Below are 16848 nucleotides of genomic sequence, written 5' to 3' on the forward strand. Positions count from 1 at the left end.
TTTTTATATTTCTTCTAAGGTTTTAGTTACTTCAGGTAATAGTGTTTCCCACTCATAGTCCGCCTTTTTATCTACGGAGATAAAATTCATTGCTTGGAAAATAGATTTTATTCCTTCGATTTGTAAAATATCGTTAATAAACTCAGGTTGATTATCTTTTACTGCAGTAAAGGTATTCGGTTTGTAATCTTCACCTGATAATTGTAAAACGATTTTCATTGTATTTGGGTTTGGTGTTTGTGATACTTCTAAAATATCCATAATAAAATGCCTCCTAATTATTGTAACTCATTTCCTAATTGTTTAATTTCTTTGCCGATTGAACATTCATTTATACAAAAATGATGTGCTTGTGTTTTACCTTCTGACTTTCTTATATGATGTTTGAGTAAACATGATTTGCAATAAGTGTTCATTAAATCATCTATTGAAGCCATAGCTTCTTTTTCAGAATAAGTAAGAATGTTTGTCACGCTCCTATATTACTTAAAATATCATATTTCTATCGATTGATTCATTTTATAATGTTTTGACACTTGAAGACATTATATCATTTGTAACTAGGATTGTTTAATCTTTAAATTTATGAAAATAGATATTCAACTTTTTATGTACGATATGAATAAACACACTTGTATTTTTAATTTTTTCTGATAAAATTACTTAGTTGTTTATTTTGCGGTTTCTAAACTCCCGCATTATCAAAATTTAGGAGGAATTTAAATTGTTTAACGAAATATTTGGTGTACTAACATTTTTAGTTACCTTTTTATTATTAGTAGCTATGTATCGCTTGTTTGGGAAACAGGGATTAATCGCATGGATTGCAATTGGAACTGTACTTGCTAATATCCAAGTTCTTAAAACAATCGACATATTTACTATTTCAGCAACATTAGGTAATGTAATGTTTGCTTCTATATATCTTGCCACAGATATTTTAAATGATATTTATGGTAGAAAAGTTGCAAAGCGTGCAGTCTGGATTGGCTTTAGTTCAACACTTGTTATGATTATCGTAATGCAAATGTCGCTGCATTTTACACCATCATCTATTGATACTTCGCAAGGTGCGTTGGAATCAATATTTAATCTTGTGCCAAGAATTGCATTGGGATCAGTGGTTGCCTATATAATCGGACAACATTTAGATGTACTACTCTTCTCGTTAATAAAAAAAGTGTTTAGCTCAGATAAAACATTTATCATTAGAGCATATGGTAGTACGATCATAAGTAACATAATCGACACTGCTTTATTTGTAACCATTGCATTTTATGGTTCAATGCCAAATGCAGCAGTATTTGAAATTTTTATTACTACGTATCTATTGAAAGTAATCTCAACGATATTTAATGTACCATTTGGTTACTGGGCGAAATCCATGTATCGTAAAGGAAAAATTAGTAAATTAGATGAAGGTTATTAAAAACTCTGAAATTGGTTAAATGCCAATTTCAGAGTTTTTATTATTTAAACTAGCAGTGATTTGATTTTTAAGAAAATCAAAAGTAAGATAACCATCGCAATCTTGGAAGTGTCCATTATGATGCAGTTCGACTGTTTCTGTATTTAATTGTTGAGATAATCGGTTTGTTGCATTTATGTCGACAATTGGGTCATTATCTCCACCTATGGTCATGATATGTTGCGCATTAATATTTTCAAATTGTACTTGTGTTTGATTGATAAATTGATTCAATTCAGGGAGATTGTGTAAAGGTTCATTGAAACCTGAAATTAAAAACAGCCCTTTTATATTACTAAATACCTCTACTTTTGATAAATAATTTAAAACGGTAACCACACCCAGGCTATGAGCAACAATGATAGAATCTTTATCGAGTTTATGATTTAAACTATGTTGAATTGCGCTGTCCCAAGCATCTAAATCGGGGTCATTAGTATTTGGTAAATACACGATTTCAGTATGATAATCATAGGATTTCATCTGTGTTGCTAACCATTCAAACCAATGACTTTCGGTGCTAGCTTGGTAACCATGTATGATGAACATATTTTTCAATATAACAGCCTCCTTTAATTCCGACCTTTATAGTATGTTATTTATTATACATCACCTTACGTCAAAATGTCTAAATATCCGATTAGTATCGTTTCACTTATATAGAACAAGTACCATTTGTTTGGTAGTATAAATGTAAATATAGTTATAAGGATGATATGAATGGCGAAAATATATTTTGATGCTGCTACAGCTGGCAACCCTGGTGAAAGTGCCAGTGCAGTTGTCATTATCACAGAAGAAGAACGATTTCATTACACGAAATCATTGGGTCAAATGGATAACCATAGTGCTGAATGGGCATCGTTTCAGTTCGCGTTGGAATGTGCTATAGCACATAATATAACAACTGGCCTTGTATATACGGATTCTAAACTTATCGAAGATAGTTTTAATAGAGGGAATGTAAAAAATGAAAAATTCAAATCTTACTATAATGAAATTATAAAATTAGAACAAAAATTTGAATTACTCTTTGTTCGTTGGGTACCGAGAAACCAAAATAAAGAAGCGAATCATCATGCAAAACAAAGTTTATATCAAATAACCAAACATAACAAAAAATCATAACGCTATCTAAAGCTACTACAAAGAAGCGGTTATGAATCGAAAAACGAGACTGAGACATTAATAGTTGCCTCAGTCTCGTTTTTAAATAAAGAAATAACTGTATAATCTTGCACTTTATCATCTTATTTGTCGATTCAAAAAATGAGTTAGGTTTGTAAATTTTTAAATTAGCCAGCTTTAATCATTTGGTGCAAAAAAACATTTTCTATCAAAATCTTTTCCTGTGTCTTGCCTACTACATTATTCACATTGTTATGATAGTTAAATTATGAATTTAACTGAAATGTGTGGATAGATATTTACCAGAAACATACAACTCATGTTCTTTACATATATTAAGAATTTTAGTAAGTTCTGTTCCAAATTGCATCTTATCCAGCAAATCGACTGTATTTAGAGGCACTTTGGTATGAATTTCTGCTAATGTTTTTGACAATTTAAGGTTATCGATATTAGCTTCGATTTTAGTTCTTTGACCTGGTGTTAATTGATCTAATGCATTTAAAACAGATTCTACAGACCCGTGATTTTGAATGAGTTTAATTGCTGTTTTTTCACCAATCCCTTTCACACCTGGATAACCATCAGCTGTGTCTCCCATAAATGCTTTGACATCGATTAATTGTAAAGGATTCAACCCGTATTCACTTTGAAAACGATCTAAAGTATAACGGTTATAAATATTAAAGCCTTTTTTAGTTAGCCATATTTCTACATTAGGATTAATACATTGCAAAATATCTTTATCACCTGTTACGACATAAACTTGATTTTGATCAGAATATTGTTGTGCAAGTGTACCGATAACATCATCAGCTTCATAATTTTGAACGCCAATATTTACAAATCCAAATTGATTAGAAACTTCTTTGACATAGTCAAATTGTGGAATCAATTCTTCTGGTGGTGCAGGTCTATTTTGTTTATATCCATCAAACATATCATTTCTAAATGTTGATTTACCCATATCCCAGCACACTGCGACATGAGAAGGCTGTATTTCATTGATAGCGGTAAACACATGGCGAACAAATCCTTGAACACCATTTGTAGGTATACCTGATGAATTTCTCATAAATTGTTTATGCAAACTTGTTGCAAAGAAGTGGCGAAATAATAAAGCCATGCCGTCTATTAGTAATATTTTTTTGGTCATATTGTGTCCTCTTTCTATTTTTACAATAATGCTTTTAATTTTTCGTTTGTTTCTTGTAATTGTTTAATAAGAGCGTCGTCCATTTCAAATGCTAATAGTTCTTGAATTTGATGATGCGCTTCTTTTTCTAATGTTTTGAATTTAGTTTCAGCATTGTAATCCATTGTAGAGACAATGTCGCTCATTGCTTGTCTTAAATTTGCAATACAAGGTGCTAAAAGTGCTATGGTTTCGTGTGTGATTTGTTCTTGAATCGCACTTTGAGATTTAGGTTGCAAAATCGTTTTCTTAGTTAAACCTTTTGGTAAAGCATTGAGCATGGTTTCTAAATCAATTTTTAAATAAGGGTCATCAAGTTCAATCATTTCTTGACTAAACTCAGGTTGTATAAATACATGTACTTGTTCAAGCTTTTGTTTTAATGGTGCAATCTCTGCATATACTTGTTCATGAAAATACTTCTTGATACGTTCTACTAAAAGGGACTGTTCTAAATATAGACGTTGGTGAATCTGATCTAAGTAAATTTTGGTTGATTGACGTTTTTCATCATTAAAATTACTATTTTTTGTCATTTGTCCATTGTAAATAGATTTAACCTCGTCTTGTAATTGTAGTTTTAATCGTTCATTTAAATGGTATAGTTGATCTTCTACTTCATTTGATGTGCGTTGTTCAGCAATTTGTAATATATTATTGTTGAAAATTGAAGAATTTTTATATTCTTGTAGCTTTTGTTTTCTTTGTTCAATTTGTTTTTTATTATTGTTAAATTCTTCAATCATTTGCTCATAAGCTTCAGAAATATTTTTTAATTGATTTAACATTTGTTGCTGTAAGATATCTTTGGATTCGATTTGAGTAAAGTGCTGAATACTGTCTTGAAGGCGTTTGATACCCTCATTGCCTGATTTCAGTGCTTCTCTACTTGATACTGCAAAAATATCTGAATCCATATTGACTTGACTTAAAGCATCACCGACATACTCAATAACAGCATTTAAATCCTCTTCCGTTTCTGCTAAATCAGTAGCATTGACAATCATTTTAAAGGCCTGATTTTCGTTCAATTGATTCATTTCTTTCATATGTTCAATAAAACGTTTATCATTTTCCGTAAATGAATGATTAAAATAACTAACATAGAGTATTAAATCGGAAGAAGTTAGTACTTTTTCTGTCTCATTCGTATGACGCTGATTATTTGAATGTAAACCTAATGAATCTACTATAATTTTATCTTTCAACCATTCTAAAGGTATATTTAGATGAACTGTATTAACAAACGTTGCATATTCATCCTCTGCACTCCACTTTTTAATTTCATCTTGTGCAATCGTATGTGTTTGCCCATCTTTGAGCATGTCTTGGTACATATCGTAATGCTTTTCAACAGCGTTCACAAAAGCTAACTTATTTTTCTCTAATGTTGCTTTCAATTTATTCGTGTTTTTAGATAGAAAATCTTCAATTGTTTTAAATGTTTTATTTTCTACTTCAAACACATGATTTAATTCTTCTAATAATTGTTTAGAGGATTTTAATGTGATTTGGCTTTCATGACCATAAGTTAATTCGGTCATTGCAGCTGTCGTTGGGTTGGGCGAACTCACTAAGTATGCATCTCCTAAGAGTGCATTGATTAAACTACTTTTACCTGCACTAAATGTGCCAAAAACACCAATTTTTATTATTTTCTTATCTAATCTCTTAAGCGTTTCTTCTATATCTGATTTTGTTTGTTCGAATAATGGTACATCTTTTATGGTATTCAAGGCATTTTTAATATTTTGAGTATTATTGGAATGCTTCTGCTGTTTACTTACATCAGATTTTGTTTGTTTCTTTAGATTAGTTTTGTTGTTTTTCGGTGTGAAAGTAATTTCTTTTCTATCTATCAATTTATCAAGAGAATCGTCCATGTGAATATAGTAATGCATATAGTTTTGTGTTTCTAATGACTCTCTTAAGCTACGCATTTCTATAAACTTCTCATAATCATTGTAATCATCTGCTTGTTCTGTACCAATATCATTAGCTTGCGCATGGCTTATAGCTTTTTTAAATAATGGATCTGATGCTTTAGCAATATGTTGTTTAAGTGCTTTCATCAAATCGTCGCAGAAAGTTAATACATATTGATTACTAATCGTTATTTGCATTTGATATAAATCGTTAATCAATGATGAAGGGATAGTGTAATGTTGATTTAAAATCTCATCATTTATATCAGATGAATTGATGAATCTCGTTAAAAATGACATATCTTCTCTTAATGGTTGTCGTATTTCTTGATTAACTTTATCTTGTAAGTGTTCTAAGACTGTAGTTAATCGTCGTTGTTGTTCTTCTTCTGTCTTTTTCTTTTTATTAAATAATCCGCCAACACTAAAATCTTTTGTGCGACTTTCTAAGTATATTCTGATTTTTTCTCTTGTGTCATGCGTCATGATATAAGCATTATCGATGATTGCTTTTCTCTTTTGCTTTAAAAAATCATATAATTCTTCAGGATTGTTTAGCAGTTTGGCTTCTTCACTAACTACTTGATGTTGTTTGAAATTAAGATAAGCTTGATCAAAATCCGCTTCATTAATATCTAACTTATCTAGTAAATCCTGAATTTCATATTGTACATAAGATAATTGTTCGTTAGTAATAAATTTAACAATGCGTTCTACATAAGCAGCTATAGATTCACGATGCGTATCTTTCTCTATTAAATAATTAGAAAGTGACGTGATTTCATTATGCTCATGTTCATATTTTGAAACGTAAAATGTTTGATCTAGGTCGATTTCCCACTCATTGATGGATTTATCTACACGACGCTTAAATGTTTCGAAACTAATTTCTTCTTCATTATGCTTATCTATCTGATTTATCACAAATACGACTGGTACACCTGCTTGATTAAGTTGTTTCATAAACTGAAAGTTTAATGATGATTGTACGTGATTATAATCTACAGTATAAAATAATATATTACTTGTATACATAAATTCTTCAGTGCTAGATTGGTGCGTTGCAACATTTGAATCTACCCCAGGTGTATCTTGTAATGTGAAGCCTTTATTAAACTTAGTTGATGGAAATTTAATTTCAACAGATTCTACATCGAAATTCTCGCGATTCATTTGTTTCACTTCATCGTAGTTATTTAAGATTGTGTATTGTTGATGGCTTAAATTAGCAATGATACCAGGTTGTTCAGCAACAGATACAATTGCGGTATTACTAGTAGTTGGTACAGGTGAGCTTGGTAAAATACTTTCTTCTAATAACAAATTGATTAATGTGGATTTACCAGCCGAGAAGTGACCAACAAATGTCGCTGTATATTGTTCTAAAAACATCTTTTTAATAACCTGATTGATAATGTGAACCAGTCTATCGTTTTTAGATTTTTCTACTTCTTTTTTTAATTTATATAAAATATCGAGTTGCTCAGTATTAGACATCTTTCGTATCCCCTTTATTACTTATATGTAATTAATCCTTATTGTATAACAAATGATTGCATGTCTAAAGTAAGTATTTGAAATTAAATTGTTTCATTGCAAATTTTATCAAACAACTTAGAACTTTTTTGAAGTTAATTAGCATTAGTCATTGAATAAATAATTACTTAAAGTGACAGTCTATATTTTTATGCACCATATTCAATTTATGGCATTACAAAATTATTTATTGTCATGCTAACTACACCATATTTTAAATATATTCACTTTACATCTCAAAACAACAGGGGGCATTTGTTTATGCACCCTGCTTTTAACATTGGATATCATAGCTATATAAGAAAAGGCTATTTTGTTGAACTATAAATAACACCTTTTTTAAGTATCTTAATTATCCACTGTATTTTATTATGAAATAATTTAGTGCAAATGAATGACTAGGCATAACTTACATATGATTATAATGATAGGTCACTAGTTCGAAAAATTGTTGCATATCATATCCCCATTTTCCATAATAAGCGATAGGATCAACATGTGTCGTACCTCCCCAATACTGTCTTACTGCATTATGACTAATGATTGTACCTATCCCCTTATTCTTATCTGCAAAGCTAGGGGTCAAACCATTTTGTTTTAACATATATGCAGCAAGCCACGGATGAATTTCTTTGTTATCTACAAATGCATGTACAAAGGCAATTTTATATGTGTCATACATCCGATCAACCCATTGTTGTAGCGTTCGATTATCTTCGCCTACTTCATGAATGACAACACCTTTATAAGTACCATATTTATATGGCAATTTAGGAAGTGTATTCATTCTACTGTCCTTTATCACGTTTGAGTGATTTATATTATTTTGAATTATATATTGATTGACATCGGGGTAATTAATAAGTGTTGAAGTATCTTTATTTTGGGAAGGCTGATTCGCATTTAGTAATGTATCATTTATTTTAGTAGTTTGTGTCATCACAGTAGAATGAGACTCATTAAAATTTAATAACGGACTTGTGGCATAAGTAGCAGGAGCGAAAATAACTGACGTTAAAATTAGGGAGACAAACAGCAAAAATATTTTTAACATAGAATAAAAATCCTTTCGATTTTTTGAAATAAAAAAATATTGTACAATACAATAATTATAATACTCCAAAAAACCATGACTACAAGTGTATTATTCCACCTTGAAAACGCTAGATATAAAATTATGTGTATTCATGCGCTCTGTCGTTGCAATAAATCTGGACTTGCATGGAATTCGACAAATTAGTGAATTTAAAGATGTTGAAGTAGCAGTGAAAATGCTACGACTTCAATAAGTTAATATTTAAAATTATAATCATGCGCTAAGGATGGTTTAAACATAAAAAAACTGAAACATTAATTTATGTCTCAGTCTTTTTTATCAATTTATTAAGTTATTAGTAATTATGCATGTGCTTTAGCTTGAATCATAATTATTTTAAAATTGACTTATTCTACTTCCATCTAGGTTTGTCAAAATCAGTATTGGGTTTATTAATCCCTATATTATCTCTTGAATAAAGGGCTGGATCTTTAGCAATTTGTACTGCAACGGCTGCCACACTCTTTCTAGAAACTTCTGTCCCTTTAAAAGGTTCATCTTTTTTGGTGATTTCATAATCGATTTCGTTCGTATGTGTTAACCAGGCAGGTCTAAAAATAGTGTAATCTAAATCAGTTTGTTCAATGATATCGGCTGCTTTTCTATAAATTACTAAATAATCACTAATTTGATCTTGTACCCATAATCCGAAATTCCCTGGTACTTCATTATATATACCAATGGAAGTAACGAAAATAAGTCTTTTGACATTATTCGCATTCATTGCATCTACAATGGTCTGTGCTTCTTTATCTAATTCACCAGATAACGAAGCTAAAACGATATCAACGTCTTCCATAGCACGATTTACATCTTCAAAATTTGTTGCGTCACCTTCTCTAACGCGTATACGATCAGAAGCGTAATCAGGTAATCGATTTGCATCTCTTAAAAATAAGCGCAAAGTATAGGAAGTGTTTTCTAAAAATGAATTGATCGCCGCTTTAGAAACAGCACCATTAGCTCCCAATATTAATACTTTAGTCATTTAATCACTCCATTTCTTTTATTGTAATACGAGATATGTTGTCCATATCGTTTATAAGGTATTTTTAGGTTCGTTTATATTATAATTATAAATGCTTGAAAGTTCACATTTTCTGTTTAATGACACTTCATAGTACTCACAATATTATAGTTATCCTATTTCTAACTACTTAAACGTAATCAATGAATTCGATTGTATACGCTTAGATTTTAAGGTATTAAAAAAGCCTCTTATTCGCAACGACGAACAGAGACTTTTAGTAAGGCTAATGAGTGATCGGATTTTTATCTTTCTTAATTTTAAAATATTGAGAAATACTATATATAATAATACCAATCCATATAAATACAAATGTGATTAATTGATCAATATCAAATGGTTCTTTGAATAAAAATATTCCTAGTATAAACATTAAAGTTGGTCCTATGTACTGAATAAAACCAGTTAAAGATAAAGGAATACGTCTTGCACCTGCCGAGAACAAAATAAGTGGTACAGCTGTAACCGCACCTGAGAAGATTAACCAAAATGAAGAACTATTCATCCCAAAAGATAAACCACCATTTTGCCAAATATACCATAAATAAATGAATCCAGCGGGAGCAGTAACAATACATTCAATTGTAATGCTACTTATTGCATCGATAGGGACTATTTTTTTAATTAATCCATAGACACCAAAAGAACCTGCAAGTAACAATGAAATGCCTGGGAAGACGCCCATTTTCAACGTCATATAGAGTACTCCGATAACCGCTAGGCCTATGGCTATCCATTCAAGCTTATTAAAACGTTCTTTTAAAAATATAAGCGCCAACAAAATACTGACCAGTGGATTGATATAATAACCTAAACTTGACTGAAGTACATGTCCATTTGTAACGGCCCATATAAAAGTACCCCAATTTATTGTAATAACATAACCCGCTGCAATGATAGCAATAAGTTGGATAGGATTTGTAAAAAGTTGTTTAATATCCCGTTTAAATGGAGCCGTATTTTTCGTTATGATTAAGATGAATAACATAAACACCATCGATAATACAATTCTAAATGCTAATATTTCAAATGCACCAATATCACTAATTAATTCCCAATATATAGGGAGTATACCCCAAAGAATATATGCTCCGAACGCAAAGAAAAAGCCTTTTTTAAATTCTGTATTCAATTGAGTCACCGCTTTCCAAAATACTAATTGCACTAAAAACTAAGAACGAGGCTTTTTGTCTCCCCAATATTGGTAATATGTACATTCAATATAACCATTAAATAGTTTTCTACGTTTAGTCGCTTTTTTATTTACTAAAAATTCGAATTCTGTACTACTTGTAAGAATATATGTAGATAGTTGTGAATGTTGTTGCATAAGTTCTCCGATGTAGCGGTACATTTCTTCTACTTTATCTCTATCCCCGATACGTTCACCATAAGGTGGATTGCCTATTAAAGCCATAGGTTTATCTTCATCAATGGTAAGTGTATTAACATCTTTAACACTAAACTGAATGATGTCGGCTAATCCAACTTCTTCAGCATTCCTTCGTGCTATTTCTATCATTTCAGGATCGATATCAGATGCATAAATTTCTAATTTACGGTCATAATTCGCTTGTTGATCAGCTTCATCTCTCATTTCATCATATAAACGATCTGGCATAATATCCCAATTCTCAGAAACGAAATCACGGTTAAATCCAGGCGCAATATTTTGAGCGATTAAACATGCTTCAATTGCTATCGTACCAGAACCACAAAATGGATCCACTAAAGGTGTGTCACCTGTCCAGTTCGCTAAACGGATAAGGCTAGCAGCAAGTGTTTCTTTGATAGGAGCTTCACCTTGCGCTAAACGATAACCACGTTTATTTAAACCTGAACCAGAAGTATCTATAGTTAAAAGTGCATTATCTTTTAAAATGGCTACTTCAATTGGATATTTAGCGCCCGTTTCATTTAACCAGCCACTTGCTTGATATGCACGTCTCAAACGCTCAACGATTGCTTTTTTCACGATGGCTTGGCAATCAGGTACACTAAATAATGTAGATTTAACACTTCGACCTTGTACTGGGAAATTACCATCTTGTTCAATGAGCGTTTCCCAAGGTAGTGCCTTTGTTTTTTCAAATAATTCATCAAAGGTTGTGGCTTTAAATTGGCCAACAACAATTTTGATTCTATCTGCTGTGCGTAACCATAAATTACATTTAACAATGGCAGTTTCGTCGCCTTCAAAAAAGATTCTACCATTTTCAACAGTTGTGTCGTAACCTAATTCCTGAATTTCCTTAGCTACAACTGCTTCTAATCCCATTGGGCATACTGCTAGTAATTGATACATTGTTTTGCTCCTTCTTTATAATGATTTGCTTTTATTTTATCAAAAGTTATTTTAAATAGATATGACATTGCCTAAAGATGTGTATGGAACGTAGGTTTTTAATAGATTATAGCAATGAAAAAAGCTCTCCGATTTGGGAGAGCTTGGGTCTAGTGATGATATTTCTGTAAGCCATGTTTTGTACCATTGTACTGCTAACGTGTACTAGAAACACTCGTACGCAGGTGGTAACCATCTGTCTACATACTTTTAAAAGTATGTCTTATATATACGTTGAATTCCGTTAAATAAGTGCTCCTACCTAATTTGGATTGCTCACTCGAGGGGTTTACCGCGTTCCACCTTTTGCATTTCTGCAAAAGCTCCGTCACTGTGGCACTTTCAAACTAATCTAACCTTATCTAAGGACTTAGGTTATTTCGTTGCCGTCAACTTAATGCCTTGACTTATTGTTTCATCAAGCACGAACACTACAATCATCTCAGATTGTGTGAGCATGGACTTTCCTCTATATCGCTATAGCGATTACCCGAAACACCATCTTTAGAAGTATATCATTATTTTATAGCCTAAACAAATAAAAAATAAGATAAGTTTTGAACGAATTCAAAACTTATCTTTATGTAGATGCTGCTATATCTACGGTCATCATCATATTCTCTATGTGATAATAGTTGATTATTTACCGAAAACAGCTTTTTCTAGGTTGGATATTCTTTTTAATATATCAACATTGTTGTTACTACTATTATTCTTAGTTGTAGCATTGTTGTTTGAAGAGAAGTTTTTATTTTCTTGTGGTCTCGATGTTGCTACACGTAATCTTAACTCTTCAAGTTCTTTTTTTAATTTGTTGTTTTCTTCTGAAAGTTTAACTACTTCATTATCTAAATCTGCCATTTTTTGATAATCAGCTATGATGTCGTCTAAGAAAGCATCTACTTCTTCCCTTCTATAACCACGCGTCATAGTTTTTTCAAAATCTTTTTCATAAATATCTTTTGCTGATAATTTTAATGAAACTTCTGACATTTTTCTCCACCTCATTCGAAACTTTGCTCTTGAGACCACTGCAAGTCGTTGATGAATTCAGTTAACTCATCGAACGTCACAATATCACAAGTATAATTTGTTTTTTCCATAAAATCAACTAACATCTGCTTAAAGAACTTTGGACTAGCTTCTTGTTCCTCATCATAAATCAAAAGCGTTGTATCAGAATGTGCTAACATAAATTGATCGGTTTGTTTAAATTGATGAGGCCCTTCATATGAAGAATGGAATACGCTATCAACAAAATCAGCATGATGCGCAATATGATTATATTTTGCTTGATTTTGTTCGTTCCATCTATCAATATGACCATAAAACGGTGTGATAATTCCTAATTTTAAATCTGGATAGGTTGCTTTCAACGCTAACACGACCTCTGCTGTCCATAGCTCTATACCCATCTGTCCTTGTATCAATACCCATTCTAAGCCTTCTTCAATCAACTGTTTTAATTTATGTTCAATAAATTTTTTTAAATAGGAAACTTCAGGTGCATCATCTTTAAAAATATTAAGTTCAAACGACTTATATCCAGTAACATATACAGTTTTAATCATAAAAATTGCTCATTTCTTTGTATGTAGCTTAAATCATATTGAACAGCCTTTACTTTTTCATTAAATAATTTTCTGCTCGTACGTTTAAAGTGACATTCAACAGATAAAGATTCAATATTTGAAATAAGTAAATCGAATTTTTGTTTATTCATATATTGTAATTGAATTACTTGTTGCTCATATGTAACTAGCTTTTTAAGTTGTTGATCAATATCATTTGTGAATGGTACAACCTCAACATAAAAATCGTAATCTTCGCCAGTTGATTTGGCAGTCTCGTATTTTTCTACCATTTTCAAAACATCATTTAATAATTGCATTAATAGTTGTTGCATGAGGATTCCCCCTACTTCACAAATTTACCATAAATGACCTACTTCGTCATTTTTAAAGTGTCGTTTAACATTTATATGATTAACTATTTTATTTTGTTTCAAATATTGTTTAATTGAGCAAAGCACGTTAAAATATATGTGATGTATTTATAAATACATTGGTTCATATTTCATAGTTTGGAAAAATTTGCTAAAGTCATGTATAATGAAACAGGTTTTGGATGACCAAACTAAAGTGGTGAAAATAAATGAATTATCCAAATGGAAAGCCATTTAATAGAAATAAGTCTCAGGTCGGACGAACTCATAAGGGACAAACGAGTAAAATTGATTATGGTGGCAGAGGTATGTCACTTGAAAAAGATATCGAACTGTCGAATGATTATTATTTAAATCGAGGTATTGCTGTAATACATAAGAAGCCTACCCCGATACAGATAGTGAATGTTCATTATCCTATGAGAAGTAAGGCAGTAATAAATGAGGCTTATTTTAGAACGCCGTCGACAACAGACTATAATGGTATTTATCATGGTCGTTATTTAGATTTTGAAGCAAAAGAAACAAAAAATAAAACATCATTCCCTTTAAATAATATGCATGAACATCAAGTTCGACATATGGAAGCATGTTATCAACAACAAGGGATTGTATTTTTATTAATTCGCTTTAAATCGCTCGATGAAGTGTATTTGCTCCCATATGCAAATTTCAAAAAGTTTTGGGAGAGACACATTCAAGAGATTAAAAAGTCGGTAACGGTTGAAGAAATAAGAAAAAATGGTTACTATATTCCTTATCAGTATCAACCACGATTGAATTATCTCAAAACAGTTGATAAGTTGATATTAGATGAAAGTGAGGACCGCGTATGACGGAGAAAAAGAGGACTTCTCAATCTAATAATAAGAATGGAAAGTCCGAGCAAAAAAAGAATAGGAATATAAAACGAACGATTATTAAGATATTTGGGTTTCTAATTATAGCCTTTATCGTTCTAGCTTTAATAGGAATCTTGTTGTTTGCATATTATGCTTGGAAATCTCCTGCATTTAATGAAGCAAAATTAAAAGATCCCGTGCCAGCTAAGATTTATGATAAAGATGGCGATTTAGTTAAAACAATCGATAATGGGCAACGACGAGAGCATGTCGATTTAGACGAAGTACCTAAGACAATGAAAGAAGCTGTTTTAGCTACTGAGGATAATCGATTCTATGATCATGGAGCACTTGATTACAAACGTCTCTTTGGTGCTGTAGCTAAGAACGTCACTGGTGGCTTTGGTTCACAAGGTGCATCAACATTAACACAACAAGTAGTTAAACGTTCATTCTTAACAGATCAAAAATCAATTGCACGTAAAGCTCAAGAAGCTTACTTGTCCTACAGATTAGAACAAGAGTATAGTAAAGATGAAATTTTTGAGATGTACTTAAATAAAATTTACTACTCTGATGGTGTATACGGCGTGAAAGCTGCTGCTAAATATTATTTCAATAAAGATTTGAAAGACTTGAATTTAGCGGAATCTGCTTATCTTGCTGGTTTACCACAAGTACCAAATACTTATAACATTTATGATCATCCTAAAGAAGCTGAGTCTCGTAAAGATACAGTACTTTATTTAATGGAATATCATAATAGAATTACTAAGAAACAAAAAGAAGAAGCACAAAATACTTCTTTACAAGACAATCTGGTCCAACGTTCATCTGAAGATCGCGAAGTAAGTGAAGATAATTCAAACGAGGCATACGATTCATATGTAAACTTTGTGAAATCTGAACTTATGAATAATAAAGAATTTAAAGATGAAGATTTAGGTTCTGTATTAAATAGCGGCGTTAAGATTTATACGAATATGGACAAAGATGTTCAACAAACATTACAAGATCGAGTGAATAATGGTAGCTATTATAAAAATGAAGACCAACAAGTTGGTTCTTCTATTGTAGATAGTGAAAATGGTGGCCTTGTCGCAATATCTGGTGGTAGAAATTATAAAGATATTGTAGATAGAAACTTAGCAACTGATGCCCACCCTACTGGTTCTTCACTGAAACCATTCTTAGCGTATGGTCCTGCAATTGAAAATATGTCATGGGCAACGAACCATGCGATTCAAGATGAAGAATCTTATCAAGTAGATGGTGTAACATTTAGAAACTATGATACTAAGAGCCACGGTACGGTAAAACTTTATGATGCATTACGTGAAAGTTTTAATATTCCAGCACTTAAAGCATGGCAATCAACTAAAGAAAATGCCGGAAACGATGCACCAAAAGATTTTGCTAAAAAAGTTGGGTTAGATTATGAAGGAGACATTGGTCCATCTGAAGTATTAGGTGGTTCAGCATCTGAATTCTCTCCTACTCAATTAGCTTCTGCATTTGCTGCAATTGCTAATGGTGGTGAATATAACAATGCCCACTCTATTAAAAAAGTTGTCAAACAAGATGGCGAAACGGTTGAATACGATCATACTAGTAAAAAAGCTATGAAAGACTCAACATCATATATGTTAGCAGAAGTACTTAAAGGTACATTTGAAGCATATGGTTCTGCATACGGTCATGGTGTATCTGGCGTTAATCTAGCAGCCAAAACTGGTACAGGTACTTATGGTGAACAAACTTACCAACAATATAATCTGCCAGACGATGCAGCGAAAGATGTTTGGATTAATGGTTTCACACCTAAATACAGTATGTCAGTATGGATGGGATTCAATGAAGTTAAACAAGGCGGTACAAACTCATTTGTAGGCCATGAAGAACAAGAATACCCACAATACTTATTAGAAGATGTCATGGAAAGTATTTCACCAAAAGATGGCAAAGATTTCTCTAAACCAGATTCAGTTTCTGGAGACTCAAAAGATGATTTATCTGTTAAAGGTAAACCAGATGATAATACCACTAGTAATAAACCTCAGGGTCAAGGTGGTAGCAGTAACAGTTCATCATCTTCTAATTCAAGTAATAATAATTCAACTAGTAATACAAACAACTCAAGTAACCAACAAAGTGCAGCACGTTAATTCATTTAGCTACACTCATACCCGGTATGCCATTTCATTTGGCTACCGGGTATTTTTTTGAAAATAAGGATATCTTTAAATAACACTAAGTATTCATTTTTTGATAGCAATCACTTAATTAAATAACTGCATTTGCAATAAGTACTTATATTACAAATAGCAATTATAAAAAAGCGT

General features: G+C 31.7%; 16 protein-coding genes and 1 other RNA gene. 4 read left to right on the forward strand and 13 right to left on the reverse strand.

Features of this window, described 5'->3' with window-relative positions; all coding sequences use genetic code 11:
* Positions 1-3 precede the first annotated feature (3 nt).
* Positions 4-261, reverse strand: coding sequence for a NifU N-terminal domain-containing protein (locus ACM595_RS02640; RefSeq protein ID WP_002483283.1), 258 nt, complete (start codon positions 259-261; stop codon positions 4-6).
* Positions 262-278: 17 nt separating this feature from the next.
* Positions 279-473 (reverse strand): zinc-finger domain-containing protein, encoded by a 195-nt coding sequence (locus ACM595_RS02645; protein WP_011303093.1) that lies wholly within the window; start codon positions 471-473, stop codon positions 279-281.
* 251 nt (positions 474-724) lie between these two features.
* On the opposite strand from ACM595_RS02645, the gene ACM595_RS02650 reads away from it, so the two are divergent.
* Positions 725-1429, forward strand: coding sequence for a queuosine precursor transporter (locus ACM595_RS02650; protein WP_002483282.1), 705 nt, complete (start codon positions 725-727; stop codon positions 1427-1429).
* A gap of 15 nt (positions 1430-1444) precedes the next feature.
* Here ACM595_RS02650 and ACM595_RS02655 read toward each other — a convergent pair whose 3' ends face one another.
* Positions 1445-2026: an RBBP9/YdeN family alpha/beta hydrolase gene (locus ACM595_RS02655; RefSeq protein WP_037538426.1), complete on the reverse strand. Its 582-nt coding sequence runs from the start codon at positions 2024-2026 to the stop codon at positions 1445-1447.
* Between the two features lie 162 nt (positions 2027-2188).
* Here ACM595_RS02655 and ACM595_RS02660 point away from each other — a divergent pair, with 162 nt between their 5' ends.
* Positions 2189-2596, forward strand: a complete 408-nt coding sequence (locus ACM595_RS02660) for a ribonuclease HI family protein (RefSeq protein ID WP_002483280.1) — start codon at positions 2189-2191, stop codon at positions 2594-2596.
* A gap of 274 nt (positions 2597-2870) precedes the next feature.
* Here ACM595_RS02660 and ACM595_RS02665 read toward each other — a convergent pair whose 3' ends face one another.
* From ACM595_RS02665 to ACM595_RS02710, 10 genes are all read right to left on the reverse strand, one after another.
* Entirely contained in the window at positions 2871-3752 is an 882-nt protein-coding gene (locus ACM595_RS02665) for a 5'-3' exonuclease (RefSeq protein WP_011303091.1), read from the reverse strand.
* A gap of 20 nt (positions 3753-3772) precedes the next feature.
* Positions 3773-7213 carry a dynamin family protein gene (locus tag ACM595_RS02670; protein ID WP_002483278.1) on the reverse strand — a complete coding sequence of 1147 codons (3441 nt, stop codon included), beginning with the start codon at positions 7211-7213 and terminating at the stop codon, positions 3773-3775.
* A gap of 448 nt (positions 7214-7661) precedes the next feature.
* Positions 7662-8306: an autolysin gene (locus ACM595_RS02675; RefSeq protein ID WP_419744428.1), complete on the reverse strand. Its 645-nt coding sequence runs from the start codon at positions 8304-8306 to the stop codon at positions 7662-7664.
* A 394-nt stretch (positions 8307-8700) separates the two neighbouring features.
* Positions 8701-9336: an SDR family oxidoreductase gene (locus ACM595_RS02680; RefSeq protein WP_115343826.1), complete on the reverse strand. Its 636-nt coding sequence runs from the start codon at positions 9334-9336 to the stop codon at positions 8701-8703.
* A gap of 265 nt (positions 9337-9601) precedes the next feature.
* The gene (gene rarD, locus ACM595_RS02685; RefSeq protein ID WP_037538606.1) at positions 9602-10507 is read right to left on the reverse strand and encodes an EamA family transporter RarD; all 906 of its coding nucleotides are present in this window, start codon (positions 10505-10507) and stop codon (positions 9602-9604) included.
* Positions 10508-10546: 39 nt separating this feature from the next.
* Positions 10547-11680, reverse strand: a complete 1134-nt coding sequence (locus tag ACM595_RS02690) for a THUMP domain-containing class I SAM-dependent RNA methyltransferase (RefSeq protein WP_011303086.1) — start codon at positions 11678-11680, stop codon at positions 10547-10549.
* 162 nt (positions 11681-11842) lie between these two features.
* Positions 11843-12217: RNase P RNA component class B (rnpB, locus tag ACM595_RS02695), an RNA gene on the reverse strand.
* A gap of 141 nt (positions 12218-12358) precedes the next feature.
* A complete protein-coding gene (gpsB, locus tag ACM595_RS02700) occupies positions 12359-12712 on the reverse strand; it encodes a cell division regulator GpsB (RefSeq protein WP_002483273.1) in 354 nt (117 codons plus the stop codon).
* A gap of 11 nt (positions 12713-12723) precedes the next feature.
* The gene (locus tag ACM595_RS02705) at positions 12724-13290 is read right to left on the reverse strand and encodes a DUF1273 domain-containing protein (protein WP_002483272.1); all 567 of its coding nucleotides are present in this window, start codon (positions 13288-13290) and stop codon (positions 12724-12726) included.
* Positions 13287-13625 carry a DUF1798 family protein gene (locus ACM595_RS02710; protein WP_002483271.1) on the reverse strand — a complete coding sequence of 113 codons (339 nt, stop codon included), beginning with the start codon at positions 13623-13625 and terminating at the stop codon, positions 13287-13289. The genes ACM595_RS02705 and ACM595_RS02710 overlap by 4 nt, the downstream gene beginning before the upstream one ends.
* A 248-nt stretch (positions 13626-13873) precedes the next feature.
* Between ACM595_RS02710 and recU the strand changes: the two genes are divergently transcribed.
* Both recU and ACM595_RS02720 read left to right on the forward strand, forming a co-directional pair.
* Entirely contained in the window at positions 13874-14500 is a 627-nt protein-coding gene (gene recU / locus ACM595_RS02715) for a Holliday junction resolvase RecU (protein WP_002483270.1), read from the forward strand.
* Positions 14497-16671: a transglycosylase domain-containing protein gene (locus ACM595_RS02720; RefSeq protein ID WP_011303082.1), complete on the forward strand. Its 2175-nt coding sequence runs from the start codon at positions 14497-14499 to the stop codon at positions 16669-16671. The genes recU and ACM595_RS02720 overlap by 4 nt, the downstream gene beginning before the upstream one ends.
* Positions 16672-16848 lie beyond the last annotated feature (177 nt).

The organism is Staphylococcus sp. LKG3-1 (assembly GCF_048568385.1).
Lineage (GTDB): Bacteria > Bacillota > Bacilli > Staphylococcales > Staphylococcaceae > Staphylococcus > Staphylococcus saprophyticus.

Coding starts and splice junctions, on each gene's coding strand:
- ACM595_RS02705 (WP_002483272.1), bottom strand. CDS start 13,290: ATGATTAAAACTGTATATGTTACTGGATATAAGTCGTTTGAACTTAAT.
- gpsB (WP_002483273.1), bottom strand. CDS start 12,712: ATGTCAGAAGTTTCATTAAAATTATCAGCAAAAGATATTTATGAAAAA.
- ACM595_RS02680 (WP_115343826.1), bottom strand. CDS start 9,336: ATGACTAAAGTATTAATATTGGGAGCTAATGGTGCTGTTTCTAAAGCG.
- ACM595_RS02665 (WP_011303091.1), bottom strand. CDS start 3,752: ATGACCAAAAAAATATTACTAATAGACGGCATGGCTTTATTATTTCGC.
- ACM595_RS02690 (WP_011303086.1), bottom strand. CDS start 11,680: ATGTATCAATTACTAGCAGTATGCCCAATGGGATTAGAAGCAGTTGTA.
- ACM595_RS02640 (WP_002483283.1), bottom strand. CDS start 261: ATGGATATTTTAGAAGTATCACAAACACCAAACCCAAATACAATGAAA.
- ACM595_RS02675 (WP_419744428.1), bottom strand. CDS start 8,306: ATGTTAAAAATATTTTTGCTGTTTGTCTCCCTAATTTTAACGTCAGTT.
- recU (WP_002483270.1), top strand. CDS start 13,874: ATGAATTATCCAAATGGAAAGCCATTTAATAGAAATAAGTCTCAGGTC.
- ACM595_RS02710 (WP_002483271.1), bottom strand. CDS start 13,625: ATGCAACAACTATTAATGCAATTATTAAATGATGTTTTGAAAATGGTA.
- ACM595_RS02660 (WP_002483280.1), top strand. CDS start 2,189: ATGGCGAAAATATATTTTGATGCTGCTACAGCTGGCAACCCTGGTGAA.
- ACM595_RS02670 (WP_002483278.1), bottom strand. CDS start 7,213: ATGTCTAATACTGAGCAACTCGATATTTTATATAAATTAAAAAAAGAA.
- ACM595_RS02720 (WP_011303082.1), top strand. CDS start 14,497: ATGACGGAGAAAAAGAGGACTTCTCAATCTAATAATAAGAATGGAAAG.